General features: G+C 69.6%; 40 protein-coding genes and 1 pseudogene. 7 read left to right on the forward strand and 34 right to left on the reverse strand.

All coding sequences use genetic code 11. The features are described from left to right. Positions 1–74: 74 nt before the first annotated feature. Positions 75–239, reverse strand: a pseudogene (locus tag AB0F89_RS12595) (MerR family DNA-binding transcriptional regulator); the annotation flags it as partial. Between the two features lie 60 nt (positions 240–299). On the opposite strand from AB0F89_RS12595, the gene AB0F89_RS12600 reads away from it, so the two are divergent. The 4 genes from AB0F89_RS12600 (at position 300) to AB0F89_RS12615 (ending at position 4,561) form a co-directional block, all read left to right on the forward strand. After that, complete coding sequence (locus tag AB0F89_RS12600) at positions 300–1,346, forward strand: amidohydrolase family protein (RefSeq protein WP_367135706.1); 1,047 nt, start codon at positions 300–302, stop codon at positions 1,344–1,346. Between the two features lie 243 nt (positions 1,347–1,589). Next, positions 1,590–1,730: a hypothetical protein gene (locus tag AB0F89_RS12605; protein ID WP_367135708.1), complete on the forward strand. Its 141-nt coding sequence runs from the start codon at positions 1,590–1,592 to the stop codon at positions 1,728–1,730. 19 nt (positions 1,731–1,749) lie between these two features. Further along, complete coding sequence (locus tag AB0F89_RS12610) at positions 1,750–2,604, forward strand: DUF6357 family protein (protein ID WP_367135710.1); 855 nt, start codon at positions 1,750–1,752, stop codon at positions 2,602–2,604. Between the two features lie 730 nt (positions 2,605–3,334). Continuing rightward, positions 3,335–4,561, forward strand: coding sequence for a pentapeptide repeat-containing protein (locus AB0F89_RS12615; protein ID WP_367135712.1), 1,227 nt, complete (start codon positions 3,335–3,337; stop codon positions 4,559–4,561). 52 nt (positions 4,562–4,613) lie between these two features. Here the strand turns inward: AB0F89_RS12615 and AB0F89_RS12620 are convergent, their stop codons facing one another. The 3 genes from AB0F89_RS12620 to AB0F89_RS12630 form a co-directional block, all read right to left on the reverse strand. Next, positions 4,614–4,913: a DUF4333 domain-containing protein gene (locus AB0F89_RS12620; protein ID WP_367135714.1), complete on the reverse strand. Its 300-nt coding sequence runs from the start codon at positions 4,911–4,913 to the stop codon at positions 4,614–4,616. 569 nt (positions 4,914–5,482) lie between these two features. Further along, positions 5,483–5,671 carry a DUF397 domain-containing protein gene (locus tag AB0F89_RS12625; protein WP_367135716.1) on the reverse strand — a complete coding sequence of 63 codons (189 nt, stop codon included), beginning with the start codon at positions 5,669–5,671 and terminating at the stop codon, positions 5,483–5,485. Beyond that, positions 5,658–6,524 carry a helix-turn-helix domain-containing protein gene (locus AB0F89_RS12630; protein WP_367135718.1) on the reverse strand — a complete coding sequence of 289 codons (867 nt, stop codon included), beginning with the start codon at positions 6,522–6,524 and terminating at the stop codon, positions 5,658–5,660. The genes AB0F89_RS12625 and AB0F89_RS12630 overlap by 14 nt, the downstream gene beginning before the upstream one ends. Before the next feature lie 446 nt (positions 6,525–6,970). On the opposite strand from AB0F89_RS12630, the gene AB0F89_RS12635 reads away from it, so the two are divergent. Both AB0F89_RS12635 and AB0F89_RS12640 read left to right on the forward strand, forming a co-directional pair. After that, on the forward strand, positions 6,971–7,450 hold the full coding sequence (locus AB0F89_RS12635; protein ID WP_367135720.1) for a hypothetical protein: 480 nt from the start codon (positions 6,971–6,973) through the stop codon (positions 7,448–7,450). Between the two features lie 529 nt (positions 7,451–7,979). Continuing rightward, the gene (locus AB0F89_RS12640) at positions 7,980–8,429 is read left to right on the forward strand and encodes a hypothetical protein (protein WP_367135722.1); all 450 of its coding nucleotides are present in this window, start codon (positions 7,980–7,982) and stop codon (positions 8,427–8,429) included. On the opposite strand, the gene AB0F89_RS12645 is transcribed toward AB0F89_RS12640, so the two are convergent. The 23 genes from AB0F89_RS12645 to AB0F89_RS12755 form a co-directional block, all read right to left on the reverse strand. Continuing rightward, the gene (locus AB0F89_RS12645; protein WP_367135724.1) at positions 8,409–8,570 is read right to left on the reverse strand and encodes a hypothetical protein; all 162 of its coding nucleotides are present in this window, start codon (positions 8,568–8,570) and stop codon (positions 8,409–8,411) included. The two genes, AB0F89_RS12640 and AB0F89_RS12645, sit on opposite strands and share 21 nt — an antisense overlap. 105 nt (positions 8,571–8,675) lie before the next feature. Beyond that, positions 8,676–8,915, reverse strand: coding sequence for a hypothetical protein (locus AB0F89_RS12650; protein WP_367135726.1), 240 nt, complete (start codon positions 8,913–8,915; stop codon positions 8,676–8,678). Then, a complete protein-coding gene (locus tag AB0F89_RS12655) occupies positions 8,912–9,274 on the reverse strand; it encodes a sigma factor-like helix-turn-helix DNA-binding protein (protein ID WP_367135728.1) in 363 nt (120 codons plus the stop codon). Before AB0F89_RS12655 ends, AB0F89_RS12650 begins: the two co-directional genes overlap by 4 nt. Further along, entirely contained in the window at positions 9,271–9,573 is a 303-nt protein-coding gene (locus AB0F89_RS12660) for a hypothetical protein (protein WP_367135730.1), read from the reverse strand. Before AB0F89_RS12660 ends, AB0F89_RS12655 begins: the two co-directional genes overlap by 4 nt. Next, complete coding sequence (locus tag AB0F89_RS12665) at positions 9,570–10,754, reverse strand: hypothetical protein (protein ID WP_367135732.1); 1,185 nt, start codon at positions 10,752–10,754, stop codon at positions 9,570–9,572. The genes AB0F89_RS12660 and AB0F89_RS12665 overlap by 4 nt, the downstream gene beginning before the upstream one ends. Positions 10,755–10,964: 210 nt before the next feature. After that, complete coding sequence (locus AB0F89_RS12670; protein WP_367135734.1) at positions 10,965–11,357, reverse strand: hypothetical protein; 393 nt, start codon at positions 11,355–11,357, stop codon at positions 10,965–10,967. Next, complete coding sequence (locus tag AB0F89_RS12675) at positions 11,354–11,743, reverse strand: hypothetical protein (protein ID WP_367135736.1); 390 nt, start codon at positions 11,741–11,743, stop codon at positions 11,354–11,356. Before AB0F89_RS12675 ends, AB0F89_RS12670 begins: the two co-directional genes overlap by 4 nt. Further along, complete coding sequence (locus AB0F89_RS12680) at positions 11,740–11,922, reverse strand: hypothetical protein (RefSeq protein ID WP_367135738.1); 183 nt, start codon at positions 11,920–11,922, stop codon at positions 11,740–11,742. The genes AB0F89_RS12675 and AB0F89_RS12680 overlap by 4 nt, the downstream gene beginning before the upstream one ends. After that, positions 11,919–12,284 carry a hypothetical protein gene (locus AB0F89_RS12685; protein ID WP_367135740.1) on the reverse strand — a complete coding sequence of 122 codons (366 nt, stop codon included), beginning with the start codon at positions 12,282–12,284 and terminating at the stop codon, positions 11,919–11,921. Before AB0F89_RS12685 ends, AB0F89_RS12680 begins: the two co-directional genes overlap by 4 nt. After that, positions 12,281–12,865 carry a toprim domain-containing protein gene (locus AB0F89_RS12690; RefSeq protein ID WP_367135742.1) on the reverse strand — a complete coding sequence of 195 codons (585 nt, stop codon included), beginning with the start codon at positions 12,863–12,865 and terminating at the stop codon, positions 12,281–12,283. The genes AB0F89_RS12685 and AB0F89_RS12690 overlap by 4 nt, the downstream gene beginning before the upstream one ends. Further along, positions 12,786–13,166 carry a CHC2 zinc finger domain-containing protein gene (locus tag AB0F89_RS12695; RefSeq protein ID WP_367135744.1) on the reverse strand — a complete coding sequence of 127 codons (381 nt, stop codon included), beginning with the start codon at positions 13,164–13,166 and terminating at the stop codon, positions 12,786–12,788. The genes AB0F89_RS12690 and AB0F89_RS12695 overlap by 80 nt, the downstream gene beginning before the upstream one ends. After that, a complete protein-coding gene (locus tag AB0F89_RS12700) occupies positions 13,163–13,369 on the reverse strand; it encodes a hypothetical protein (protein WP_367135746.1) in 207 nt (68 codons plus the stop codon). Before AB0F89_RS12700 ends, AB0F89_RS12695 begins: the two co-directional genes overlap by 4 nt. Further along, positions 13,366–13,743, reverse strand: coding sequence for a hypothetical protein (locus AB0F89_RS12705; RefSeq protein ID WP_367135748.1), 378 nt, complete (start codon positions 13,741–13,743; stop codon positions 13,366–13,368). The genes AB0F89_RS12700 and AB0F89_RS12705 overlap by 4 nt, the downstream gene beginning before the upstream one ends. Beyond that, a complete protein-coding gene (locus AB0F89_RS12710; protein ID WP_367135750.1) occupies positions 13,740–14,075 on the reverse strand; it encodes a hypothetical protein in 336 nt (111 codons plus the stop codon). The genes AB0F89_RS12705 and AB0F89_RS12710 overlap by 4 nt, the downstream gene beginning before the upstream one ends. Further along, complete coding sequence (locus AB0F89_RS12715) at positions 14,072–14,386, reverse strand: hypothetical protein (RefSeq protein ID WP_367135752.1); 315 nt, start codon at positions 14,384–14,386, stop codon at positions 14,072–14,074. The genes AB0F89_RS12710 and AB0F89_RS12715 overlap by 4 nt, the downstream gene beginning before the upstream one ends. After that, positions 14,383–15,159, reverse strand: coding sequence for an AAA family ATPase (locus AB0F89_RS12720; protein WP_367135754.1), 777 nt, complete (start codon positions 15,157–15,159; stop codon positions 14,383–14,385). The genes AB0F89_RS12715 and AB0F89_RS12720 overlap by 4 nt, the downstream gene beginning before the upstream one ends. A gap of 73 nt (positions 15,160–15,232) precedes the next feature. Continuing rightward, complete coding sequence (locus AB0F89_RS12725) at positions 15,233–15,418, reverse strand: hypothetical protein (RefSeq protein WP_367135756.1); 186 nt, start codon at positions 15,416–15,418, stop codon at positions 15,233–15,235. A 74-nt stretch (positions 15,419–15,492) separates the two neighbouring features. Next, complete coding sequence (locus AB0F89_RS12730) at positions 15,493–15,927, reverse strand: hypothetical protein (protein WP_367135757.1); 435 nt, start codon at positions 15,925–15,927, stop codon at positions 15,493–15,495. Positions 15,928–16,126: 199 nt separating this feature from the next. Further along, a complete protein-coding gene (locus AB0F89_RS12735; protein WP_367135759.1) occupies positions 16,127–16,399 on the reverse strand; it encodes a hypothetical protein in 273 nt (90 codons plus the stop codon). A 52-nt stretch (positions 16,400–16,451) separates the two neighbouring features. After that, positions 16,452–16,973: a hypothetical protein gene (locus AB0F89_RS12740; RefSeq protein WP_367135761.1), complete on the reverse strand. Its 522-nt coding sequence runs from the start codon at positions 16,971–16,973 to the stop codon at positions 16,452–16,454. A gap of 37 nt (positions 16,974–17,010) precedes the next feature. Further along, positions 17,011–17,913 (reverse strand): PD-(D/E)XK nuclease family protein, encoded by a 903-nt coding sequence (locus tag AB0F89_RS12745; protein WP_367135763.1) that lies wholly within the window; start codon positions 17,911–17,913, stop codon positions 17,011–17,013. Next, positions 17,910–18,224 (reverse strand): hypothetical protein, encoded by a 315-nt coding sequence (locus AB0F89_RS12750; protein WP_367135765.1) that lies wholly within the window; start codon positions 18,222–18,224, stop codon positions 17,910–17,912. Before AB0F89_RS12750 ends, AB0F89_RS12745 begins: the two co-directional genes overlap by 4 nt. Positions 18,225–18,587: 363 nt before the next feature. Next, positions 18,588–19,070, reverse strand: coding sequence for a hypothetical protein (locus AB0F89_RS12755; protein WP_367135767.1), 483 nt, complete (start codon positions 19,068–19,070; stop codon positions 18,588–18,590). Between the two features lie 150 nt (positions 19,071–19,220). Here AB0F89_RS12755 and AB0F89_RS12760 point away from each other — a divergent pair, with 150 nt between their 5' ends. Beyond that, positions 19,221–19,502 carry a hypothetical protein gene (locus AB0F89_RS12760; RefSeq protein ID WP_367135768.1) on the forward strand — a complete coding sequence of 94 codons (282 nt, stop codon included), beginning with the start codon at positions 19,221–19,223 and terminating at the stop codon, positions 19,500–19,502. A gap of 69 nt (positions 19,503–19,571) precedes the next feature. On the opposite strand, the gene AB0F89_RS12765 is transcribed toward AB0F89_RS12760, so the two are convergent. The 7 genes from AB0F89_RS12765 to AB0F89_RS12795 form a co-directional block, all read right to left on the reverse strand. Beyond that, complete coding sequence (locus tag AB0F89_RS12765) at positions 19,572–19,790, reverse strand: hypothetical protein (RefSeq protein WP_367135770.1); 219 nt, start codon at positions 19,788–19,790, stop codon at positions 19,572–19,574. Between the two features lie 85 nt (positions 19,791–19,875). Next, a complete protein-coding gene (locus AB0F89_RS12770) occupies positions 19,876–20,220 on the reverse strand; it encodes a DUF2746 domain-containing protein (protein WP_367135772.1) in 345 nt (114 codons plus the stop codon). Then, entirely contained in the window at positions 20,217–21,506 is a 1,290-nt protein-coding gene (locus AB0F89_RS12775; RefSeq protein WP_367135774.1) for a tail fiber domain-containing protein, read from the reverse strand. Before AB0F89_RS12775 ends, AB0F89_RS12770 begins: the two co-directional genes overlap by 4 nt. Before the next feature lie 71 nt (positions 21,507–21,577). Further along, a complete protein-coding gene (locus AB0F89_RS12780) occupies positions 21,578–21,823 on the reverse strand; it encodes a hypothetical protein (RefSeq protein ID WP_367135776.1) in 246 nt (81 codons plus the stop codon). Positions 21,824–21,831: 8 nt separating this feature from the next. Further along, positions 21,832–22,584 (reverse strand): hypothetical protein, encoded by a 753-nt coding sequence (locus tag AB0F89_RS12785; RefSeq protein ID WP_367135778.1) that lies wholly within the window; start codon positions 22,582–22,584, stop codon positions 21,832–21,834. After that, entirely contained in the window at positions 22,584–22,895 is a 312-nt protein-coding gene (locus AB0F89_RS12790; RefSeq protein WP_367135780.1) for a hypothetical protein, read from the reverse strand. Before AB0F89_RS12790 ends, AB0F89_RS12785 begins: the two co-directional genes overlap by 1 nt. A gap of 3 nt (positions 22,896–22,898) precedes the next feature. Then, on the reverse strand, positions 22,899–24,116 hold the full coding sequence (locus AB0F89_RS12795) for a siphovirus ReqiPepy6 Gp37-like family protein (RefSeq protein WP_367135782.1): 1,218 nt from the start codon (positions 24,114–24,116) through the stop codon (positions 22,899–22,901). Position 24,117: the final 1 nt, after the last annotated feature.

Consider the following 24,117-nt stretch of genomic DNA (forward strand, 5'->3'; position numbering starts at 1 on the left):
GCCGGCGTGCGTTCGCGGTCCAGGACCTGCCGGATCGTCGGCAGGTCCAGCCCCACCTCGCGCAACGTCCGCACGAGGTCGAGGCGCGCGGCGGCGTCGGGGCCGTAGAGCCGGTAACCGGCCGGGCTGCGACCGGTCGGCGGCACGATGCCGCGATCGGAGTAGAACCGGACCGCCTCGACCGTCAACCCGGTCCGCCGGGCCGGCTCACCGATCGCGAAGACCGCGTCGTCGTCCATGCGCCGACCTTCACACCTCCCGCAGGGGGAGACTCAACGGTGATCGAGGGGGGATGTCCGATGGTGATCCGAATCCGAGGCCGCGCGCTGCCGCACGGCGAGTTCACGGACCTCTACGCCGACGGCGACCGGTGGACCACCGACCCGGTGCCCGACGCCGAGCTGGTCGCCGAGGGCTGGCTGCTGCCCGGCCTGGTGGACGCCCACACACACCCCGGCGTCGAGGAGGTCGACGACGAGCTGGACGACGAGGTGCTGCGCCGCCACCTCCGGCAGCACGTGGACGCCGGCGTGACGCTGATCCGGGCGCCCGGACTGGCCGGCGAGCCGCCGTCGTGGTTCGGCTCGGACCCCGACACGCCCAGGGCCCGGCACGCCGGGTTGTGGCTGGCGCAGCACGGCCAGTTCTTCGACAACTGGGGGCGCCGGGCGGACCACGCCGAGCTGCCCGCCCTGGCCGCCGCGCAGGCGTCCCGCACCGGTTGGGCGAAGGTCATCGGCGACTGGAGCTCGACCGGCGCCCCCGTGCCGCTGGACGTGCTGACCGCCGTGGTCGACGCCGTGCACGCGGTGGGCGGTCGGGTCGCCGTGCACTCCCAGCAGGCGGAGGGCGGCGCGATCGCGGTGGCGGCCGGCGTCGACTCGATCGAGCACGGCATGCTCCTGGACCCCGACCTGGTCCACCGCATGGCCGAGCAGGGCACGGCGCTGACCCCGACGTTGTCCATCTTCGAGCGGACCCTGCCGGAAGTCCGCAGCCGACCCGACGGTCCCGGGAAGCGTTGGTACACCAGGGGAGCCGAAGCGCACCCCGCCCTGATCGCCGCCGCCGCCGAAGCGGGCGTCCGGATCCTGGCGGGCACCGACTCCCTGCCCCACGGCCGCATCTCCGACGAGGTCCGGGCCCTGGCCGCCGCCGGGATGCGCCCCCACGACGCCCTGGCCGCCGCGTCCTGGGACGCCCGCGCCTACCTGGGACTGCCCGGCCTGGTCCCGGGCGCCCCCGCCGACGCCGTCGTCTACGCCGAAGACCCCCGAGCCGACCTGCGCCGCCTGGACCACCCGATCGCCGTGGTGCTGCGCGGTCTGGCCGTGCGCCCCCGGTGAGCCGTCCTCGGGTTCCGCGCTCCGCGCCTCCTGGTCGCCGCCCCGCTCCGCGCATCGGCTACCTTGACCCTGTTGATCATGGGTCTCCCCGGTTGGCCGGTGCAGGTCGCCTGGATCGCCGACTGCGTCCCGACCCTGGTCCGCCGACGTCCGGAATCGGAAGTCGGTGATGCACGTCATCGTTTTCCCAGGCGAACAAAAGGTAATGATTAAGTGGCGTTACATCTCTACCTGGAGGACAGGATGCACGAAGTGAACACGGGCCGTGCGGTCGCCAACCCGCGCCGGACCAAGCTGGGCGCCGACTGGACCCCGCAGTCCGCCGAGCGGTCGCAGCCGAACCCCGGCCCCGCCACCGGCGTGGAGGAGCGCACCGCCGGCTGAGGCGGGCCCCCGTGCTGTGGTGGACGGCCCGGCGACCTGCTCGCAGGCCCCGCCGGGAGCCGTCACCGGCGAGGCGGGGAGGCTGGGGGACATGAGCGAAGTCCTCTTCACCCGCGAGAACAGCTGGATCCCGCGGGTGGTGCGCGCGGACGGTCAGCTCAGGCTCGAACTGGGCGCCGGAGCCGACGCCAACCACGACCCCCGCACGTTCACCGTCCCGATCACCGAGGAGCACTTCCAGGTGATCAGGGACGACCTGACCCGGCACCTGCTGCTGTGGAGCGCGATCCTGCCCTTGTGCGCGGCTGCCGGGATCAGGGGTCCTCTTGACGAACGCGCGGCGGTCGCCCTGCTGGACCCGATCCTCTTCGGTGAGCCCGACGACATCGAGCTGTTGTTCGAAGGCATTCCCTGGGACAAGCGCCGGCTCATCGCCCAAGGCGCCGCCCTCGAACCACTCGACCAGGGCAAACTCTTCACCGCCCTCCACCCCGCAACCGCCCAGTCCGACTGGCAACGCGTCCACCACTACGACGCCAACCGCGACCGCGCCCGCCGCGGCGTCCACCTCACCCCGCTCGACGCCGCCCTCCTCCAGTACACGGGCCGCTACCTGCACGGCGGTCGTCGCCCGACCCGGGAGCCCGAGGCCGTCGACCCGGCCCTGCTGCCCGAGGTCATGCGGGTGATCGCCACCGCTGAGCGGGCGTGCGCCGGACTGCAACCCTCCCCGAAACACCGCGAGTGGACGCTGATCGAGGAGGCGGTAGACCGCGCGATCCGCCTCGCCTACCCACATCTCGTCGATGACGCAGTGCGGACCGTGAGCTTCCTAATGTGCTCCGAAGCCGCCGCCCGAGCACGAAAACCCTGAACCACGCAAAGCTCCGGGTCCGCGCGGTTCCACCCGCATCCAGCAGCCTCAGCAACGATCACCGCGCTGGAATAGCATGCCGTCGAGCCCCGCCAAGACCACTACCGGCCACCGGGAGCGACCGCAATCCGACGGCTGAGGTCGATTCGTCCGCGGTCCCATCCGCGATCTCTACGACCACGCGCCCGAGCCGTGCTCCTGCCCAGAGTGCCAGTGGCACGATCCAATCGTGCGCCGCCAAGCGCTGCACACCGCCTTGCACGTGTTGCCGACGAAGGCAGCGTGCGAACTACGTGCGCTCATCCGCCCCTTGGACGAGATCTGCCTGGCCCGCTCAATCCCGGAACCGGACACCGCCCACCGCGCTTTTTGCGCATCCACTGGATTCGGTTCTCATTGGTGGGTACGCCGTATTTGGCGCAGGTGGATATCGTGTCGACTGCTGGGCGCCGGGTAGCCAACCCGTCAACCACGGCTCGCGCACTGCTCTGCGGCCGTCTCAGCGCTACGTGCAGGGCCCTGTGCAGAAATCGGTCCGCCCGCCGCAGTGAACGGCGAAATCGAGCACAGCCAAGCGTGTAGAGCCAAGGGGAGCCTCAACACGCCCTGCTGTTACAGCGTTCCGAGGTCAGCGTGGAGGAGCGAGACAGGTGGGGCAGCGTCAGCAAGCCATCCGGCCCGACTGGCGTGCCTTCGGAACACGGTCACGTCGACCAACGATGATCCGGACATGCCCGAGGACCGCCCCACTCCTGCGCCGTTACCCCGACCTTCCCCCGGCGAGCAGGGCACCACCCATGCGCCGCTGCCGACGCCACCCACGTCACGCACGCCGCTGGAGCCGATACCGCGCAAGGTGATCGCGACCGTGGCGGCTGTGATCGCCACGGCGACGATCGGCCTGGTGGTGGCGCTGTGGTGGGCAGGCACCGCGGGCCTGTCCGGTGCGGAGCTTGTGAACGCGCGGTTCAACGCATTACGCACTGGGCTGAGCATCGGAGTAGGTGGTGGTGGGATCTTCGCGCTGTACCTGGCGTGGCGACGCCAGCACGCCACCGAGATCGGGCTGGTGCAGAAGGAACGCGACCAGGCCGACGTCGCCCGCGCCTACGAACTGCAACGCGAGACCGCCGAGCACACCCGCCTTCACGCCGAACGCGTCGCGGCCACGACCGAACGCGACGCCGAGGCCCGCCGGATCACCGACCTGTACGCGAAGTCGGTGGAGCAGCTCGGCTCGGACAAGGCCCCGGTACGTCACGGTGGCTTGTACGCCCTGGAACGCCTCGCACAGGACCACCCCGACAACCCCGCCCTGCGCCAGACCGTGGTCAACGTGCTCTGCGCCTACCTCCGCGCCCCGTTCGACCTCCCCGGCGACCCGCCCGGCGACGATGCCGACCGAGCCGCCCGCGACGAGCACCGCGAACAAGTGCAGGAACGCGAGGTCCGGCTAACCGCTCAACGCATCCTCACCGCACACCTCAACCCCGGTGTTGATGCCGACCACTCCACGAAAACCTTCTGGACGGATATTGACCTCGATCTCACCGCCGCAGTCCTCATCGGCTGGAATATGAGAGGGTGCCTGGTACGCCACGCGACGTTCTACCAGACCACGTTTATCGGGGGCGCTCAGTTCGGCGGAGCGACGTTCACCGGGCCCGCCTGGTTCGATGGAGCGACATTCGCAGGGCACGTGCTGTTCCACGAGGCGACGTTCACCGGGTACACCCGGTTCAACGGAGCTACGTTCACCGAGAAAGCCAATTTCTACGAAGCGACGTTCCGTCACTCTCTGGGCACGTCGACCTTCTCGTCGTGGCCACCCGGATGGCGGCTCTCATCCGACCACACGGCCATCGAAGGTCGCGAGGGAACCTGGCACCGCATTCTGACTGTTGACGCCGGACCCAACCCGCCTGACGACCCGACTTCTGAATCTACTGGCGACTGATCCCCATCGACCTGCCTGGTGAATGCGGTGCATTGCCGGCCGGGCGGTGAAGTCACTCGGTCGGAGCGCCTATCTCCAGTTCGGCGCTGTAGGTGTCCTTGACGGTCACCGGCACCTTCTTCTTCAAGCCACCCTCTCCTGCGAAGGCGCAGGTGAACTTCACGCCACTCTTGACGGCCACAGAGGCAGGACACGGCAGGGAGCTGTGGCTGAAGCTGCTGATACCCGAGTCGGGATGTTGCTCGACCACCAGGTCGAGCACAGCGTTGGACAACTCCACGCGGTCGAACGTCCGCAGTTGTTCCACGCGCACGGATGCATTCCCTGAGATCAGGGCGATCGTCAGAATCACGGCACAGACCGCTGTCACGGCTGTCAAAAGCACCACCGCGACGCGTAAGGAGGGTTGCGTGTCCTCTATAGCTTGATGCGGTGAGAGGCTGCGGCAGTTTGATCGGGATGTGACGAACGATGCTTGCCGGAGGGTCGGGAGTCCTGCTGCCTTCGCCTGCCGCTGTCGGCTCGCAGGGCCTGCTGCTGGAGTGGCCGTCAGAGACGCGTCGACGGCCTGAACTTTGGCACGTGTTCGGCACAGCCAGCCGTAGACGGCCGGATTTCACCGGACACAGCCGGACGCACGAAAAAGACCCTTGACCACGTTCGTGCTGGTCAAGGGCCTTTCGCAATGGTGCCCCCGGCAGGATTCGAACCTGCGCACCCGCCTCCGGAGGGCGGTATACACACCTGCTCCGACCTGCACGTATTCAGAAGACGATCTTCCCGTCGGCACACGACGGGCACCGCGTTCTCGTCGGCACAGGGAGGGCTCGCACGCAGCCGAAGGCGCGACAGCCCCCGGCACGACGACGGGGCACCCCGCAATCGAGGCGCCCCGCACGTTCGTCACTCTCCGGTTACACGCTACTCGGTCCTCTGGGCCTCCAGGAACGCCTGCCAGGCCCTGGGGGTGAACCCCAGCGTGCCCCCGTCTCGTCGCTTCGTGTCCCTGACGCGCGCCTCGTCGTCGGAGGCGAACGCCACCTCCACGCAGTTGGCGTTGCTTGTGCTGCGCCGGGACTTCCTCCAGCTCAGCTCGTCATCGTGTTGCATATCTGGTGTCCCTCACCTCAATGATGCGCTCCGCGGACCGCTCGGGGTCGAGCGCGAGCTCCGCCGCGGCGTCCCAAGTCGCGACGAGCCTGTCCACTTCCTCCGCATCTTCTACTGCCCGGACCCCGGTGTGCTCCTCGACGTAGGCCGAGATCGGCTCGTCGGCCTCCGGGAACTGGAGCAGCGTCAGTGCGCCGTAGTGCAGTCCGTAGCTGCCCCGCTCGAACGGGACGATCCTGATCGTCACGTTCGGCTTCTTCGCCCTCTCGGCGAGGACGTCGAGCTGGTCGGCCATCAGCTCGCGACTGCCGATGATCCGATAGAGCGCGGACTCGTCGATCAGGGAGTCGACCAGGAGTGGGTCTTCCTCCCGGTCGAGGAGGCCGCGCCGGTCGTCGCGTTCGGCCGCCGCCGCTGACGTCCAGCCCGACCCGGCGGTCAGCGGCTTCGCGCGCTCGCCGAGCTCCTCGGCGTAGCCGCCGAGCTGGAACGGGCCAGGGATGAGCTGCTGGTCGAGCGTGCGCTCCAGCTTGGCTTCACCCTCGTCCATCCTAAAGCGCAGGTAGGACGGCGCAAGCACGTCGGCGTTCTCGATCTTCACGGCCGTCTTGTTGGCGCGTTCCCACAAGACGGTCGCTTCCGCGATCTCGGATTCCGTGGCTCGAAGCAGGGTCAGGATCGCGACGAGCGTCGTGTAGCGCGGCAGGTGCGCGCCAGCGAGCATCCGGTCCACCGTGTCGCGCGACGTCTTGGACATCCTCGCGACGTCCCCGGCTTTGAGCCCGGCGCGCTCCATGATCGGGCGTACGTGTCGCCCGAGTCGCCGCTTCGCTCGCGTGCTCCCTGTCGCCATACCTGCACCTTAACCACCGTGCGTAGCGCTTTACGCATCGACGTCACCCGAACGCAGACCCTGTAATTGCGGTTCCGCAAATGGTAGCGTCTGCATCTGCGGGCAGGGGCAACCGTAGCGCGTCTGGCAAAGCGCCGTCAGGTGTCCCTCGCGCCCGGCGCGCTGTCCCAGCGGCGCCCCTGCCCGCCCGCACAACGCGAGGCGGGGGCTTCATCCCCCGCGGCGTGCTGCCCGAGCCGGGCGCCGCTGGAGGCCCCCGCCTCGCCAGCCCACTCGGAGGTGAACGGCATGGAACAGCTAGGAGCGGTTCTAGGTGCGATAGGTGGAGTCCTGCTCGTGGTGGCCGTGTTCGGCGTGGGCGCTCTGGCCCACTACTGGGTCACCGGATGCCAGGACTGCGCACGGGCGGTCCCGCAGTCCGTTCGGCGACTGCTGGGCCTGACGCGATGACCGCCGTGGAGACGGAGCGCGCGGACACGAACCTGCTTGGCGACTGGCTGGAGTTCGTCGCGAGGGACGGCTACGCCTTCCTCTACTGGCCGAACTGGAAGACTCCCGACGCGGTGGTTGCCTACCGCGAGTGGCGCGGGCTCGGCATCACCGACGTCATCTCGCTGGTGCACGAGGAGTTCGCGTTCGGTTACCGCGCCCTCACTCCGCAGGGGGTGGATTTCCTTCACCCAGGGCACGTCCTGTACGTCAACGAGGGCGCCAAGCCCGTGCACATCGTCCGGTCGATCCTCACGTTGCCGCAGCCCGGCCACCCCGCCGCGCCGAACGTGGTCATCCCGACGCCGCCCGGCGTCAGCCCGTACTTCGAGCGGCTCGGATCGCGCCGCACGCTCCGGCCAGCCGGGCTGAGGCAGCCGCTGCCGCGCTTCATGCTGCGCCCGAAGCCCGAACCCTCCCACGAGGGTTCGCCATGAGCGCGAGGTGGGTTGAGCGCCCGACTGCCGTACCGCGACGGCCTGGTGCAGCCGCCCACCTCGCGCTCCCCGCAGCATGGCGAACGGACGAGGGGGGCGACCTTGGCGAACACGTGCGGAGGATCAGGCGTCGTCCAGATCGTGCGCGACACCGCGAGCGGACCGGCCGCCGCGATCAGTCGGCAGTGTGCGGGGTGCGCGGACTGCAAGCCTGCGCAGTCAGACGGAGGCGGTTCTGTGCCTCCTGCTGAGGTCCCCCTGCCCTGGCTCACCGGACCCCCACCCGCGAGCGCCTGACGCCCACAGACCGCGTCCGATACGCGGAACGCGCCCCACGTCAACCGAAGGGAGACCGCTTGGCAGGTACCTTTTTCGTGCACATGTGAGTTCCTGTGGAAAGCCCTCCTCCCTGACCGGCGAGGGGGGCTTTCTGCGTTTCGGGACCAGCGGTCCCGCCGGTCACCCGGTCGTGGCCGTCGCCACCATGACAGGCTCCCCTGGAGCGTCCGAGTACGGAGAGGTGAGGTAGATGGGTGCACTCCTGGACCCCACGACCGAGATGACGCCGTGGCGCGTCGAGGTCCGGCGCGAGAGCTGGTACCTCAACGGGCACGACGTCTTCGCCGAGGGCGACGCCCCGGCCACGGTGCACGCCCCGCGGGCGCGCAAGGACGGCGGCCTGGCCTTCCCCGAGGAGGACTTGCCGCGCGTCGAGGCCGCGGTGCGCCAGGTGCTCAACCACGTGAACTACAGCCGCTGGCGGGCCGAGGGCGGCATCACGCAGGCGGGCTCCTGGACACTGCTGGAGCGGCGCGACGGGCTGGTCTACCTCGACGGCCCGGCACACGCCTACGGCCTGGAGCAGGACTGGGCGGTGCGCACGGTCGAGCTGGAGTACCAGCACGCGGACGCGCTGCTGGAGCTGCTCGTCGCGCTTCAGCGCGAGATGCAGGAGGCGTCAGAGCTCGAACAGCGGTAGCGTCCCGCCGCCGGGCTGGTGCCAGATGCGGACCTCGTCCGCGGACACGACCTCGATGCGACGGGCGTCGCCATCGGCCAGCAGGAGCGCCACCCGGCGCAGCTCGGGGTCGAGGTCGTCCAAGCCGAGGCGCTCTTGCAAGTCGCCACCAGGGGACATCCGGCTGCACCTCCTCCAACGACGAAAAGCCCCCTACCCGATTCAGGGTAGGGGGCTTTCGTGCGTTCGGCCTAGCCTCGCCGGGACTCAGGACTCGGCGACGACCGTGTCGAGCAGCTTCCACTCGCCGTCGACCAGCTTCCACACCTCGCCGCCACGGGGCCCGCCGTAGCCGCTCCAGCCGACCGCGGCGCGGGCCCGGCCGAGGGTGGTGTGCACCTTCCAGTTCGGCGAGCGGTCCGGTACGCGGCTGGCGTACGCGGTGGGGTCGATCGGAGGCGTGCTGCCCGGCGGGCGCCGGTCGATGGACGTGTTGTGCCAGGTCACGCGGCAGCCTCCTCGTGGGCGGTCCCGTTCAGGTAGTTGGTCAGCAGCTCCAGGCCGCGGGTGCAGCGCTTGCTGATCGCCCGCTGGCTGACGTGCTCGTGCTCGGCGATCTCCTCCTGGGTCCAGCCCCAGCCGTAGGCCAGCAGGAGCGCGGCCCGCAGCTCGCGGGTCAGGAAGGTCTTCTGCCAGGCCGTGCGGATGTCCGCCAGGTGGGCCCAGTAGGTGCCGCTCTGGGAGGCCACGCTCGTCGCTCGGGGCATGTCGGGGTCCGGGGCCTGGGGGTTCTGCATCCCCCAGGCCCACGTCCCGCCCCAGACGGTCGGCAGTAGCCGCTCGACCTGCTCCGGGGTGTAGGTCACTGGTGCGTCGCCTCCACGCGGGTCAGCGACACGGTCTGGTTGGCCCGGCGCAGCTCGGGCCGAATCTTGTCCCTCAGCCGCGACCAGATCCACCGCGTGAGGTGGCCGGGGTTCTCGGCGTCCGCCAGGTAGGCGCGCACCTTCTCCGGGTGGCTGGCGATGATGATCGACGACTCCTGGAACAGGTCGTCGGCCTCGACCAGGTGGCCGAGGTCGCGCACCAGGCGGGACACCGCGCTCTCACGGGCCGACAGAACCGCGTCAACGCGGAGCAGGTCCCAGTCCATCAGGTCGATCAACGAACCACCTCCAGGGGCCCTGTGGCCCCGTCCTTCGTGATGGCGACGACCAGACCGGGGTGGCCGGTCGTGCCCTTGGCGTGCCGCCACCACGTGGATTCGCTCTCCATCGCGGGCGGCTGGATGAACAGGCGACGTCCGTCGCTGTCGACGTGCTCGTGGTGCAGGTGCCCGGCCAGCAGGAGGTCGGCCTGGTGCATCGCCGAGTCCTGGTTGAACGCCTGGCCCTTCCACCACTCGAAGTGCTTGCCGGGCCGCCACTGGTGGCCGTGGGCGTGCGCCACGACGGTCCCAGCCACCGGGAGCACGACGGTCAGTTCGTCGGTCTCCGGGACGTAGAACCGCACGTGCCCGAACGCCTCCGGGTTGAGCGCCGCGGCGTCGGCGACGGCGATCAGCGACTCGGTGTCGTGGCTGTCGTCGTAGCGGGTGACGCCCTTCCCGGCGAAGCGCACGGCCTCGCCGTGGTTGCCGGGCACCGCGGCCATCGACACCTGCGAGGCGCTGTCGGCGAACAGCTTCAGCGCGTGCAGCATCACCCGGCGGGTCAGCCGGATCTGCTCGTTGAGCGTGAGCTGCGTGCGCCAGGTGTTGGCGCCGCCCTGCGAGACGAAGCCCTCGACGTGGTCACCGAGCCACGCCACGTGCACGTGGCCGATGTCGGCCCGCAGGCGGTAGACCTCCAGCAGGTCGCGCGCCTCGTTGAGGTAGTGGATCGCGCGGTTGAGGGTGCCCTCGACGCCGTCGCCGTCGATCTTGCCGAACTGGGTGTCGCCCAGCGCGACGATGAACCCGTGGTCGCCCTCGGCCCGCTTCGCGACCGGCTCGTGCCGCTCGATCTGCGCGAACAGCTCGTCGAGCGGCGGGCGCTCCGCGCTGACGGCCGAACCGCGCCGGGCGAAGCTGTAGCGGGTGGAGACGCCGGTCGAGCCGTTCGCCATCGTCCACTCCGAGGAGCGGAAGCCGGTCACCTCCCACAACGCCGGGTCCTCGCCCTGCGCGCGGAGGTAGGCGGCTGCCGCACTCTCGTCGACCTGGACCTCACCGCGAACGGTGACCTCGGCGACGTCGCCGGACACCTCGACCTGGCGAGTGAAGTCCTTCTCGGGGCTGGGTGCCTTCGCGGGGATGGCGGGGCCGACCGGCTTGGCGAGGAGCTGCTCTGTCAGGCTGTCAGCCAACGTTACACACCCCCTTCTGACGAATCGCTCGTCGGTAGGTACGGACAGTGGACGCGGACACGGAGAAGCCGTGCTCGCGCAGCAGGGCGGTCAGCCAGTCGGCCGACGTGTCGCCCAGCAGGTGGGGCCGCAACGCGGCCCTCTGGTCGGCGTTGAGCTCGTCCCAGAGGGCCTGGAGCGTGGGCCCTGGTGTTCCGGGGAGAGGCTCGCTCACGAGTACCGCGCGATCTGTCGCAGGAGGTACTCCTCCGTGTACCAGGAGGGCTGCCCCTCGACCTCGCCAGCGCGGAGGTTGGCGAGGTCCCTCTCGTACGAGGCGAGCAGCTTGACCCGCGTGGACTCGTTCGCCTCGGCCTGCGTGGGCACGTCGCTGGCGGGCAGCGCGCTCACGACGGTGAGGGAGGTCGTGCCGACGTCCACGGTCGGCTTGGAGCCGCCGTAACGCGAGCGCCGGATCACGTCCACCTTCACGAGGCCGGACGGGTGGAAGCCGGACACGACGCCCTCGACGATCGCCGTCGCACGGCCGGGGCTGGTCGCGTAGAGGACGGCCGAGCCGACTTCGATCGGAGTGCCGCGCCAGTCCTTGGGGGACTCGGTCACGGGCTCACCGCCTTCCTGAGTGCTTTGGTGCTGACGATGCGGAGGAGCTGCCCGAGTACCGCGCGGATGTCCGCGGCGCGGTACTTGCTCGGGGCCTTGGCGATGTCGGCGGCGAGAATCGTCCACGCCCCGGCGCCCTGCTGGCGCTCGACGACCCGCACGTAGCAGGTCGCGTGCACCGTGCCGAACAGGTCGGACAGCACCACCTGGTCGGGGACTTCGTCGTCCTCGGGCCGAGGCCAGTCGCCCGTGTCGAAGGACCGCGTCTTGGTGCCGCACAGGCGACACAGCCGGTCCACGCGCCCGCCGTGCTCCGGGTGGCTGCCGAAGTCCATCGGGGTGGCCGGGTAGACCGGCACGCGGATGGTGATCGTCTCGGCGGTCACTCGGGCATCACCACCGCGCGGCGCAGCACGGTCACTTCTGCCGGGTGCGCGGTCTGCTCGGTGCCGAAGAAGGCCCAGTAGCCACCGCCGAGCAGGAAGTTGTACTCCGCGAGCCGGGGCTCCGTCTCGCCGTAGAGGACGACGTAGGCCAGCTCGCCGTGCGTGAAGCCTGCGATCACGCGACTGCCACGACGGCCGCGACCCCGCGGCGGTGCAGGCTCTCACGCCAGGCGACGGCCACGGCGGCGATCTGCACGAGCTCCTCGGCCAGGCGCACGGGGTCCTGCTCGACGAGGGCCTCGGCCACCTCCTCCAGGAGCACGTCGCGCCAGGAGACGACGCCCATCCGCTCGGCGAGGCGCATGTTCGACCGGACGTCGCGGAGCATCTCGTGGAACGCGGGGCCGGTGCCGTCCGGGTGGTCCTGCACGCCCCACTGGGCGTCCTGGGCGATGCGTTCGCTGCGGACGAGGGACAGGGTGTTGTTGGTCAGCCGGACGCGCTCGTTCATCGCGGTCAGCTCGGCGAAGGTCAGGGTCACGCGGCGGTCAGCTCCTTGGGCTTGATCAGGTCGAAGATGGCCTCGCGGCCACCCGCGAGGTAGGTCTCGGTGACGTCGCCGACCCGCAGGCGCACGCCCTTGGCGCTGCGCAGGGAGCGGGTCACCTTGGCGACGAACTCGGCGCCCGCGTCGTCCGGGTCGCCCCACACCCACACCCGCGAGAAGCCCGCGAGCATCCGGCGGTGGCGGCCGAACCACAGCTTCGCGCCGGGGATCGCCACGGCGTGCAGGCCGAGCATCGACAGGATCACCGCGTCGAGCTCGCCCTCGCAGACGTGGATTTCGTCGCCCGCCTCGTGCACCGCGCGCACGTTGAACATCCGCGGGATGTCCTCCGACACGGTCATGTACTTGCCGTGCCCGTAGACGCGGTGGTCGTGCTCCTGGAGGCACCGGAAGCGGACCGTCAGCGGCTTGGCCTGGTGGTCGAGGTACGGGATCGCGAGGAACCCGCGGTACGGGCCGTGGCCGGGGAAGGGCTCACCGACGACGCCAAGCCGGAACGTAGCTGCCGCCTCCCGGCTTAGCCCCCTTGCGACCAGCCACTTTGCGGCGTCCACCGTAAGCGCTGCCTGATAGCTGCTCACCGCCTCCTCCAGAGCCTCCCGTTGCGAGTCCGAGAGTGGCTGCAAAGGCGCGTGCTCCGACAAAGTCGACGTTCTCCTTGATCTCGATCAGGTTGTAGCTGTCGCCCGCCTTGCCGCACGAGTGGCAGTTCCAGAGGTGTTTGTCCAGGTCGACGCTGCACGAGGGGGTGCGGTCCTCGTGCAGCGGGCACGCGACCATCTGCTTGGAGCGGTCGGAGCGCTGGACGCCGTAGTGGTCGAGCAGGGCGCCGAGGTCCGGGCGCTCGTTGCTCACGCCAGCCTCCGGCCGCGCAGCGTCCCGGTTGTCCGGTCGAAGCCGAGCTCGGCCAGCGTCGGCGTGCGGTAGGGCTCGGGCTCGGCCTCGCAGAATTCGTTGAGGCCGGGCACCTCCCCGGCGAGGAAGTCGGGGTCCGAGAGCACGTCGACCGCGGCGTTGAGGACGTGGAGGTAGGGGCCGAGGTGGTTCTCGTCCGTCACCTGGTCAGCCCGAAGTAGTCGCCGACCGTGGTCAGGACGTAGGCGTCCTTCCAGTTCATCCCGGCGCGCTTGACGACGGCGATGCTGGCGACGCGCGCCCGGTCGAGGTTGCGGTGTGCCGCGAAGTGCCCGCCCTCGACCAGCGCCTGGCGCACGAACTCGGCGGGGTGGAGCTGCCCGGCCTTGGCCTCGATCACGACGAACTCGCCGGGGTGGGCGAAGTCCCTGACGACGAGGTCGCCCTCGTCCTCCTTGCCGGTGAGCACGAGGCGCTCGACGTCGAGCCCCGCCTCGCGCAGGCCGTTGCGGAGGTCGCTCTGCCACTTCGCGCCGCGCCGCCGATTGGCGGCGTTCCGCTTCGCGATGTCGGTCACTGGGATGCACCTCCAGGGGTGGAAGGGAGGAAGCCGAGCTCGACGAGCCGGGCCTCGAACGTGAGGACTTGCTCCGGGGAGAGATGGGCCCTGGCCCACTGGGCGACCTGCCGCCAGTTGGCGATCGGCTTCAGGCCGCTGGCGGTCAGGTCGAGACCCCAGTAGCTGGCCTCGGTGCCGCGTTCGTGGCCGTAGACGACCTCGCCGGTCGGGGTCAGCAGGACCGCGGACTCGCGGAAGCTGTACTCGCCGATGCCCGCGCCCGAGGCGGCGAGCACCTCGCACCGCCCGGCGCCTGCGATCGAGACGTACTCGCCCTCGCGGAAGATCACGCCGCCGCCGCGGTCGAACGGGCGGGGCGCAGCTCGTTGAGCCGAGCTGCGAAGGTGGCCGCGTCACCGGGGTCCAGGTCGACCTTCGCCAGCTCGACGGCCTGCTGCCAGGTCTGGACCGGCTTCAGGTCGTCGCGGGTGGTGTAGTCGCCGAAGGAGTTGCAGGAGCAGCCGCTCTCGTAGTCGTAGAACAGCTCCCCGGAAGCCGAGCGCAGGAGCGCGGCCTCGCTCCAGTCGTAGCCGTAGTCGCCTGCCGCGGCGACGACCTCGAAGTCCTCGCCGTCGATCCGCACGGAGCGGTCGTAGATCAAAGTGAAACACCTACCAATGCGGGGTTCTGGGCGTTGATGGCGTGGAAGCGGGTCTTGTCCGGCTCGCACATCAACGTGGCGTGCGTGCGCGCGGTGGGGTCGCAGGGCCCCATGCGCTGCTTGATGACGGCGATCTTGTAGACCATCGACGTGGGGTCGAGGGCCACGGAGAGGCTCAGCTCGGGCTTCTCCGACAGACCGCCCTTGACCTGGTCGCGCGACGGCGGCGCCCACGGGTCGCTCTTGGCTTCCCAGGACTTGTCGCTGGCGTGGTGGAGCAGGATCACGGTCGCGCCCGTGGCGCGGGCGAGCTCGGTTGCCGAGCTCATCACCGCCATCTGCTCGGTGTAGTCGGACTCCGCGCCGTCGAAGTCCATGAGGTTGTCGAAGACGATGACCTGCGGATAGGCGTTCCACAGCTCGATGTACGCCTCGATCTCCTCGTCGACCCCCTGCCAGGAGATCGGCGAGCCGAACGAGAAGGTGATGCGTGACGGTCCGAGCGCGTCCAGGTACCGCTGGCGGTGGTGCCCGCCAGCGGCCATGCCCGCCTCGACCATCTCGGTGGTGTCGCCCGTGAACATCGAGGCCAGCCGCGACGAGGCGGTGAAGGCGCTCATGTCGGCGCTGAAGTACAGCGTCGGCAGGTTCATCTGCGCGACCCAGAACAGGGCGAGGCCCGACTTCTGCGTGCCGCTCCGCCCGGCGATCATGATGACTTCCCCGTGCCGGGGGCGGCATCCCATGTCGTAGAGGGACTGGAATGCCGCCACCCGAGGAAGCTCACGGCCGGACTCGGCGTGCAGGCTCAACGACCGCGAGGGCGTGAGCAACTGCTGCCTCCTCCTAGGCCCGCGGGGGCCAGTTGTAGTGACCGGGAGAGGGCTCGATCGCGAACGGCACGCCGGGCAGCGGGTGCGCGTACGGGGCGACCTGGTTGAACACGAGCAGGTCCGCGGTCGAGTCGTCGTCGTGGACGTCGGTGATGAGCGCGGCGCGCACGGCGCCGTCCGGGTCGGTCGAGTAGTGCACGAGCCGGCCTACGCTGGGGACCGGGGCGGAGGCGGACCGGGAGGCCCGCCTCGTCCCCTGCTGCGCCTCGGGCATCAGTCGAAGTCCGGCGCCGCCGCCACGGCCGCCTGGACGGCCTGCTCGCGCTTCGTCGCGTACTCGACGACCTTCTGCATCACCGAGCGGTCGACCTGCCGCCACACCCACGCCGGGTGGGCGCCCGGCTTCGAGGCCGGGATCTGGGTCACGGTGACGACCGTGGCCTGGCCGACGAGCCCCTTCAGGTCGCGGGCCAGCACGGTCTGCTCGATCCGCGTGCCCTTGACGATGGTCGGCTCGCCCGCGGCGAGCGCCTCGGCCGAGTCGAAGATGGACAGGTCGACCAGCGCGGAGTCCTTCGGGCCGTTGGGGGTCGGCCGCTGGACGTCGAACTGCTTGACCTCGACCAGGATCGCCACCGCGCCGGTGTGCTCCTTGGGCTTGAACCAGCCGCCGCCCTGCTGGGGGATTTCCGCGAAGGTGAGAGCCACTGTTGGGTTACTCCTAATGAGAGGTGAGTTTCGAGGCAGGACAAGAAGGGGCAGGTTGCCAACGTTGCACAACTCGCCAACGTTACACACCTGACCCGAAACGAAGGGTCGCGCAAGAGGGGAAGGCGGCGCGGAGCGACCGCCGAGAAGGGGACGGGGCCCGGCTACGTCACGGGCCTGCTCGCCGGGTGGTGCAGGGTCAGGCGACGAGGGCGCGGAGCTTGTCCGCTGCGGCGCGGTTCTCCGCGGCCTGGAAGGCGGCCGAGGCGGCGACCTCGGCCAGCTCCTCGATCTTCGCCTGGGCGTCCTGGGCGACGTGCTCCTGCTCGCGCGCCGCGCCCTCCAGCTCGTCGATGCTGACCTGGAAGACCGAGCGGGCGGACGAGGCGCGGGCCGCCGCGCTGGCGGCGCGCTCGTCGAGGGTGGGTTCGGGGGTCTCGGTGGGCTGGGCGCTCAGCAGCTTCTTCAGCACGGGGTGGGGTTCTCCTCTGCGGTAAACGGGAAGTCGGTGAGGGGCGGGCCGGTCAGGCGCCCGTGGCGGCCTTCAGCGCGCGACCGCGCGCCTTGTAGGCGTCCATCAGGGCGCCGTCCGCGAACGCGGCCTGGTTCTCGGCCCAGAGCCGCTGGAGGTCCGGGATGGTCGGCGCGGCAGCGATCTGGTCGAGCAGCGGGTTGCGCTCGGGCGCCGCGGGCGCGGCCGGGAGGTCTTGCCAGGGCGGCGTGCTGGCCGTGTTGCCCGCGTCCGCCCAGACGTCCTGGCCGGGCTTGGGTGGGGCGCTGACCGGCGTCTGTCCCTGCGTGGGGATGACCGTCGCGCCGAGCAGCGTGGCCGCGGTGGTGACCCCGTGCGCGATCTGCGTCATGTTGACGACGATCTCGTGCAAGCTCAGGTCTGCCAACGTTGCACTCGCGACGCCGAAGTAGGAGGCGATGTCCTGGCGGATGCTCTCCGGCGTGCCGGTGAAGACCGCCCAGGTGGCGTCGTGGCCCTTGTCGTATTTGATGGTGACGCTCAGGCCGCGGGCCTTGGCGGTGTCGATGCTCACTGGGAGGTGGGCTCCTCTCTCTCTGACATTGCCAACATTACACACTGGGACCTGCGTGTGCAACCTTGGCGTCTGTGGTCTGGGTCACAGCGGGCGTGAGGATCAGGTCGTCCCGGACCGGCAGCTCGTTCGCGCGCAGACCGCCGACCGCGCGGCAGTAGTCGCGCACGCCGCAGCCATTGCACAACGACGTCACGTTGGGCAGGAAGACGCCGTTGCGGATGCCGCGCCAGGCCATCGCGTACTGCTCGTCGATGTACTCGTCGGAGTACGCGGTCAGATCCTTCAGCGGGGTCAGCTCGCCGTCGCTCGCCATCCAGTACGCGCCCCACTCCGCGAAAAGCCCGTACTTGCGCCACAGGCCCACGGAGTAGCTGCCGAGCTGGAGCGAGGACATCGGCACGCTGCCGGTCTTCAGGTCGACGATGACGACCTGTCCCGCTGGCGTGACATAGACGCGGTCGATGAACCCCAGGAAGGCGTCGTCCGCCATCGGGTCGTTGATCATGACCTCGATGCCGACGTTGCCGTCCGGCAGAATCGCGATCTTCCAGTCGCTAGCTTCCTTCCAGGCCAGCCACTTCTCCACGTACAGGGGGCCATAGACCAGCCACCAGTCGTAGTCCTTCTTGTTCGGCCCACCGCTGGGGCCGATGTTCTTCAGCTTCTTGCCCGAGGGCTTGATCTCGCGGCCGAGCTCGCGCTCCTTGGCGAGCAGGCGGTCGAAGACCTCCTTGAACGAGGGCACGGCGCCCTCGCGGCGGCCGACCTCGATCAGGTCGTGCGCCTCGGTGATCTCGTGGACCGCGGAGCCCGCGACGGTGGCGAACCAGGTGGAGGCGTTGAGCTTGTGGCCTCGCTCCAGGCGCCAGCGCTCGCCGCACTCGGCGTAGGAGGACAGGGAGGAGTAGGACAGCCTGCGGGGGAGCTCGATGGTCAAGCGCTCACCTGCGGCGGGGAGATCAGGTGCTGGTCATCCTCGGCGGGCTCGACGGGCACGAAGTAGCAGCGCACCCAGTCGTCGTCGAGAACCTCGGGCTCGCACTCATCGTCGTCGAGCAGCTCGTAGCCGAGGAAGGTCAGGTACCCCACGAGGAACTTCGTCCACCGCGGGTCGGCGTTCGGGGCCACGTCGGCGTGGAAGTCGAAGTTCTCCGCGTCGAACACCACGCGGACCTGATCCTTCGCCACCAACGACAGCAGGCTGACCGCCGCCGGGTCGGTGGCTGTCTCGCTGGCGGGAGGGACCACCAGTCGCAGGTGGGGCCTTGCCGGTTCCGTGGGGGGCTGCTCTTGCAGCCTTGCGCTTTGCACTGGGCAAAACCTCCGGTGTGTAACGTTGGCGAGATAGGGAAGTCTTACCCGTCCGAACGATGCGGTGTCAACGATCTGGACCAACCCGATAGTTACGTTGCGTGGCGTGCAGCGTCAAGGCCATCGCGAACGGGCTAACGCCTGTTACGCCCTACGCGCCAGTAAGTTTCGATCAGACGTTCGACCTAAGCGAACAGCGCCCCGGCTGGATGCCAGGGCGCTGCGATGATGCCGATTCGGCCTCGACACGAATGAGGGCGGTATGTGACGATTCAACCGCAAGAAGGGGGTTTCAGAGTGTCACTTAGTGTCACCGGGAGTGTCGCCATCGTCAGCGGACCTGCGGCCGGTGCGAAGTTCAGGGGGAGGCTGGCGGATGATGTCCTTGTCCGTGGGTTCGCGGGGAACCCAGTTGAACCCCTCGGGGTGGCCGGGGTCGTAGTGGACGACCGCGTTGGCCTCGTCGAGGTCTTTGCGCCAGCTCTCCAGGCGCTTCAGGTCGGTTTCCCGGACTTCGAACTCCTGCCGCTTGCGCGCCTCGACACGCAGCATCGCAAGGTCGTACGAGAACCGGTGCTCCGGCTTGACCTTCCACGGGATGAGGCTGGTATCTCGGGCCTGGCGCTTCGGTAGCCCCTCACGCCTGCGGAAGTTGCCCCAGAGCGAGGGAACGGTCTCGATGTTGTAGAGCTCCATGTACTTCTGGCACATCTCTTCGTAGGTGAGCCCTTCCTTGAACCAACGGATCACCTCCTGCTTATTCTGGATCTTCGGTGCTGGCATGATCCTCTCCGCGGTGCAACCTGAGGTGCGGTTGATGTTACACACTGTCGTGTGTAACATTGGCACGCCTTGATCGTTCTTGTCAAGGGTTGCCACTCTGAGGGGAGCCTAACCCGCAGACGTAACGCACGGTAGACGGAGGACCCATTCGTGAAGATCAGCCTGACTGTCTGTGACGTATGCCAGGAGCGCAGCGTGCCCGCCAAGACATACCGGGTCACGGATGTCACGACTGGCCTGGAGGTGCAGAAGGATCTGTGCGCCGAGCACGGCGGCGAGCAGCTCGACCAGCTCCTGGCCGACGCTCCGACGCCCACAGGGCGGGCCTCGCCCGCGGCGCCCACGGAGGGCGCCCCCTCGTCCGGCCGCAAGCGCAAGGTCGTCAAGACTTTGGCACAGGTCGAAGCGGAGAAGGCAGCCGCCAAGCAGTAGCCGAAGAACGCCAAAAGCGCCCCACCTGCTGAAACAAGTCAGCGGGTGGGGCGCTCTTGTGTATCCGGATCAGCCCTTGTCGGTGCCGTCACCGGACGGGGCCACCGCGCCGCGCAGCCAGATGACCAGCACGGCGGTTCCGAGCAGGTCGACGGCGCCCGCGATGGCGTCCTCGGCCTCCGGGGTGATCGGCAGCACGCCGAGCACGACGAGGGTGTGGATCAGGCCGGTGATCGCCGCGACGATCGCGCCGCGGATCACGACGGCCTTGGTCGGGGTGGAACCCACTGGGGGCCTCCTTCAGGTTGGTGTGACGAAAGCCACGAGCCCCCGTCTCGTGTGGAGACGGGGGCTCGTGGGGGTAGAGGGGTGGTCAGCGCTCGCTGTCGATGTGCCGGTCGAGGCGCTCGGACACGGCCAGGCGCTCGGCGCGCTCGTGGGACAGGTCGCGGGCCAGGCCGCTGATCTCCTGGCCGTGCTCGCGCAGCGCCTCGTCGTGGCGGGCCTGCCCGGCGAGCACCCGGTCCAGCCCGGCGATGACTCGGTCCAGGTCGTCGCGCAAGTTCGTGCTGTGCGAGTTCTGCACCTGCTTGCGCGCCTCGGCGGTGTTCTCCTTGACCTCCGACAGCTTGCGGTCCTGCCGCCGGAGGAGTCCGGCGACGACGCCGAGGAAGCCGAGGCCCGAGGTGATCAGGGCGACGAGGACGGGGTCGCTCACGCGCCACGCTCCATGAGGTCGTGGACGAGTCGCTCCAGGCGCTCGATCCGGTTCTGCTGGTCCTGGACGACCGGGAGGAGGGCGACGCCGAGCAGGTCGTAGCGCAGGGACATGATCACGCCGTCCTCATTGCGCTGGACGATCTCCGGCAGCGTCGCGTCGACCTCCTCGGCGATGAGGCCGAGCTCGTCCTTGTGGTCGGTGTTCTTGCGGTCGTAGACCCGCGGGCGCAGCGCGAGCACGCGCTCCGGCTCGATCCAGTAGTCGCGGATGTTCTCCTTGAACCGCCGGGCCGACGTGTTCTGGCAGAAGTTGCGGTTGCCGTCGACCCACGCCGCGTACCACGGACCGGGGCCGGGGCCGTTGGTGTGGACGCGGTCGGTGCCCCAGGCGCGGGAGACGTGGCCGTCGATGTCGCCGCCGCCGTGCCGGTGACCCCACGTGGCGTACTGGCCGTGGCCGTGGTCGGCCCACGCCTTGTTGTTGACCAGGTAGTCCAGGTCGCCTTGAAGGCCGACGACGTCGCCCTTGCCGTGCGTGTGGCCGGACGGCGGGAACGAGCTCGGCTTGCCGGTGACGCTGTCCCAGGTGTGGGAGTGGGCCGCGGGCGTGAACGAGGCGGGCACGCCGTCGAGGTCGTTCCAGTGGTGGCGGTGCGCGGAGGGGGCAAAGGTCGCTGGCTTGCCCTCGATCGTGTTCCACACGATGACCGGGGCCAGGTCGACCCAGGCCGTGCCGTTGAACCACTCCCACCTGCCCGTGGAGAGGTTGAGCCCCAGCGCGCCGACGCGCGGCGCGGGCGGGCGGGTCTCGGTGCGCCACACCCGGACGCGACCGCCGACGAACTGGCGGTCGTCCTGCGGCACGGTCGTGCCGATGTTGGTCGTGCCGGTCGGCACGGGCACCCGGCTCAGGCCCAGCTCGTAGATGCCGCTGTCGGTCTGGGTGAGCGGCGGGAGGCCCGCGCCCTGCTCACCCTTCACGACCTCCAGACTGATCTTGTTCTGCGCCGGGTCCAGGCGCAGCGCCACGCGGTCGGTGCGCGAGAGCGGCTCGGCCGCGGGGATCGGGATCTGCTCCACGGCGGTGGACACCACGACGTGTCCGCGGACGATCGCCATGCCGGGCTGGACGTTGACGTACATGCCGCCTGCGTCCGCGCTGACCGCGAAGCCTGTGCCGGTCGCGGTGTCCACGACACCGGAGTCCTGGAGCTCACGGAACAGCGCGCTGTACTGCGACTCGGTGGTGGCCTGGTTGTCGAAGGGGTACGAGCTGACTGCCACGAGGGCGGCCTCCTGCGGGCATGGGGAAGCCCCCCGCGCGGCGTGGCGCAGGGGGCTTCGGGGACGGGAAGCTAGGCGGGGTCCGGCTCGGGCGCCGGGTCTACCGGCGGCTCGTCGAGCGGGTGGGTCTCGCTGGCGATGACTTCCAGCGCAACGACGTAGCGCAGCGACGGCCGGAACGCGACGGGGTCCGGGTCGTCGTCCAGAGGGCCGTCCGTGAACGTGCCGAGGATCATGCCCGCGGCTTCGTCGTAAGCCCAGCTCAGCGGGCGCAGCGGAACGCCGGGGGCGGCGGCCGTGCTCGGGTCGGTGGACACGGGCGCTCCTACTGCTCGGCGTGGAAGACGATGTTGATCGACAGGAAGCTCGTCCCGCCGATGTTGCGGTGCAGCTCGCCATTCGGGTGCAGGTCCACGCGGGCGAAGCTGTCCTGGGCGTGCTGGGAGGTGAGCAGGATCGAACCCGGACGGAAGCCTGCGGGCAGCGTCGCGATGTGGTTGGACGTGCCGTTGGCGACGAGGCCGCGTACCTCGACCAGGTCTCCGACGCCCTTGCGGAACCAGGCGGGTGCGTAACCGGAGCCGTAGTTGACCCAGTTGTTCAGCAGGCTGAGAGGGCGCCAGTAGTCCGTGGTGCTGCCGTCGCCCCACTTGAACAGGCTCGCCTGGCCGTCGTCATTGCGGCTGACGATGAGCACCCAGTGCTCGGGGATCTCCCAGTTCGAGCTGTCGATGTAGCGCGACACGCGGAAGTTGCCCGGCACCGACGCCTGGCCGCGGCTGATGGGCGGGATGTACCACAGCGCCCCGTACGCGCTGGGGATGGGCACGCGACCGTTGGCGACCGTCACCGACGCCCCACCGGAGATGCTGGGGATCACCGTGCCGTCCGGCGGCATGTCGATCTCCCACAGACCATCCCTGCTCCAGCGGGTGTTGCGACCGAGGCTGATGACCAGCAGGCGCTGAGACCACTTCACGCCGTCCACTGTGGACGACTTGATGCCGCCACCCGAGAGCATGACCTGCGAGCGGACCGCGTCGATCTCGCGGGGGCCGTTGATGATGTGGATGCCCATCAGACGTCCATCTCCACTCCGCAGGCGTGCATGGCGACGCTGCTCGCGGCGCTAGCCCAGGCACGGATCACGCCGCCGGATTCGAGCACCTGGGCGCAGTCGAGGGTGAAGGTCGCGGCCGGGGTTAGCAGCATCGCGTGCACCACGGGGGTCGCGTTGAGCTGCACGTAGACGTTAACCGCCGCAGTGCCGTAGTTCGTGAGGATCAGATTCGTCATGATCCATCGCTTGCCGCCGGGCACCGTGCCGACGACCTCGTTCGTCGTGGCGCTGAGCAGTCCGCGGTGCAGCGCCTTGGGCGTGTTCGCCATGCGCTACCACACCCCCATCAGGTTCATGACCGCCACGTCGTCTGCGGCGGTGGTTCCGATCTCTGCGTTGCGCTCCAGCGCACTGATGCGCCTGCGCGCGTCCTCCAGGCGGCGGTTCAGCGTCTCGTTGCGGTCGAACTGCCTCGGGTCGCCCAGGATTGCGCCGAGCTGCACGCCGGTCGCGCCGACCGCGAGCACGAAGCCGGTCGCCACGGCCGTGAGCTCGCCGGAGCCGACGACGGCCGAGACGCGGTCGCCCAGGTACCAGTCGACGCCGAAGCGCATGGTGGTGTCGTCGGTGGGCACCGCGCGCATGGCGACGCCCGTGAAGCCCTCCTCGGCGAGCACCTCGTCCGCGGCCTGCTGGTACTCGGCCGGGTCGTCGGTCTGCCGCTGGTCCACGAACCGCTCGATCCGGCGACCCCACTCGACTTCCGCCGCAACGGCTTCGTCGGTGGTGGCCGCGAGGAAGTCGCGGTTCTCCAGCTCGCCCTGGCCGCCCACGATCACGCGCGTGACGCCCGGCGGGGCGATGGCGACGGACTGGGAGGCCAACGTGCCGTTGAGCACGTCCAGGCGGATGTCCAGGCTCCGGTCGGTCACCTGGTAGGTCTCGAACACCAGCTCGTCGCCGCGCTGCACCACGCGGAAGCCCAAGCCCGCCATCACGGCGATCTCGGCGATCAGCGAGCCCAGCACGGGGAAGCGGGCGGACTTCTTGACCTGCGGGCCGCGGGCGAGGTTGGCGCCCATGCGAAGCCTCGCCTTGCGGCGTGCGGCCGGGGCGCCGGGCCCGCAGTTGGCGTTGACGTAGCCGTGGATCACGCTCTCGGCGTCGCCCTGGCGGACGTCGTGCGAGGCGGTCTGCGTGGTCGGGTCCGGGTTGCCCGGCTGGGGCCAGGCCAGCATGTCGGCGAGCACGACGGAGTCCGACACGCCCTCGAAGCTGACCATGCCCGCCGGGTCGTCGGCCGAGGTGACCACGACCGGGCTCACGGTCGGCCCGGACAGCAGGATGTCCTGCGGGCCGGTGACGATGACCCCGGAGCCGGGCTGGCGCAGAGCGCCCGCGAGAGGGTGCTCCGCTGCCAGCTCCAGCTTCCACGTGCCGATCCCGTTGTGCTCGCCCTCGATCCGGAGGTTCAGCTCCTCGGGCCGGATCAGGCCCAGGCGCTTCAGGTCGCGGTCGCGCACTTCCACGGTGAGGTCGGCGAGCTGCACT

The sequence above is a fragment of the Saccharothrix sp. HUAS TT1 genome, from assembly GCF_040744945.1.
Taxonomy (GTDB): Bacteria; Actinomycetota; Actinomycetes; order Mycobacteriales; family Pseudonocardiaceae; genus Actinosynnema.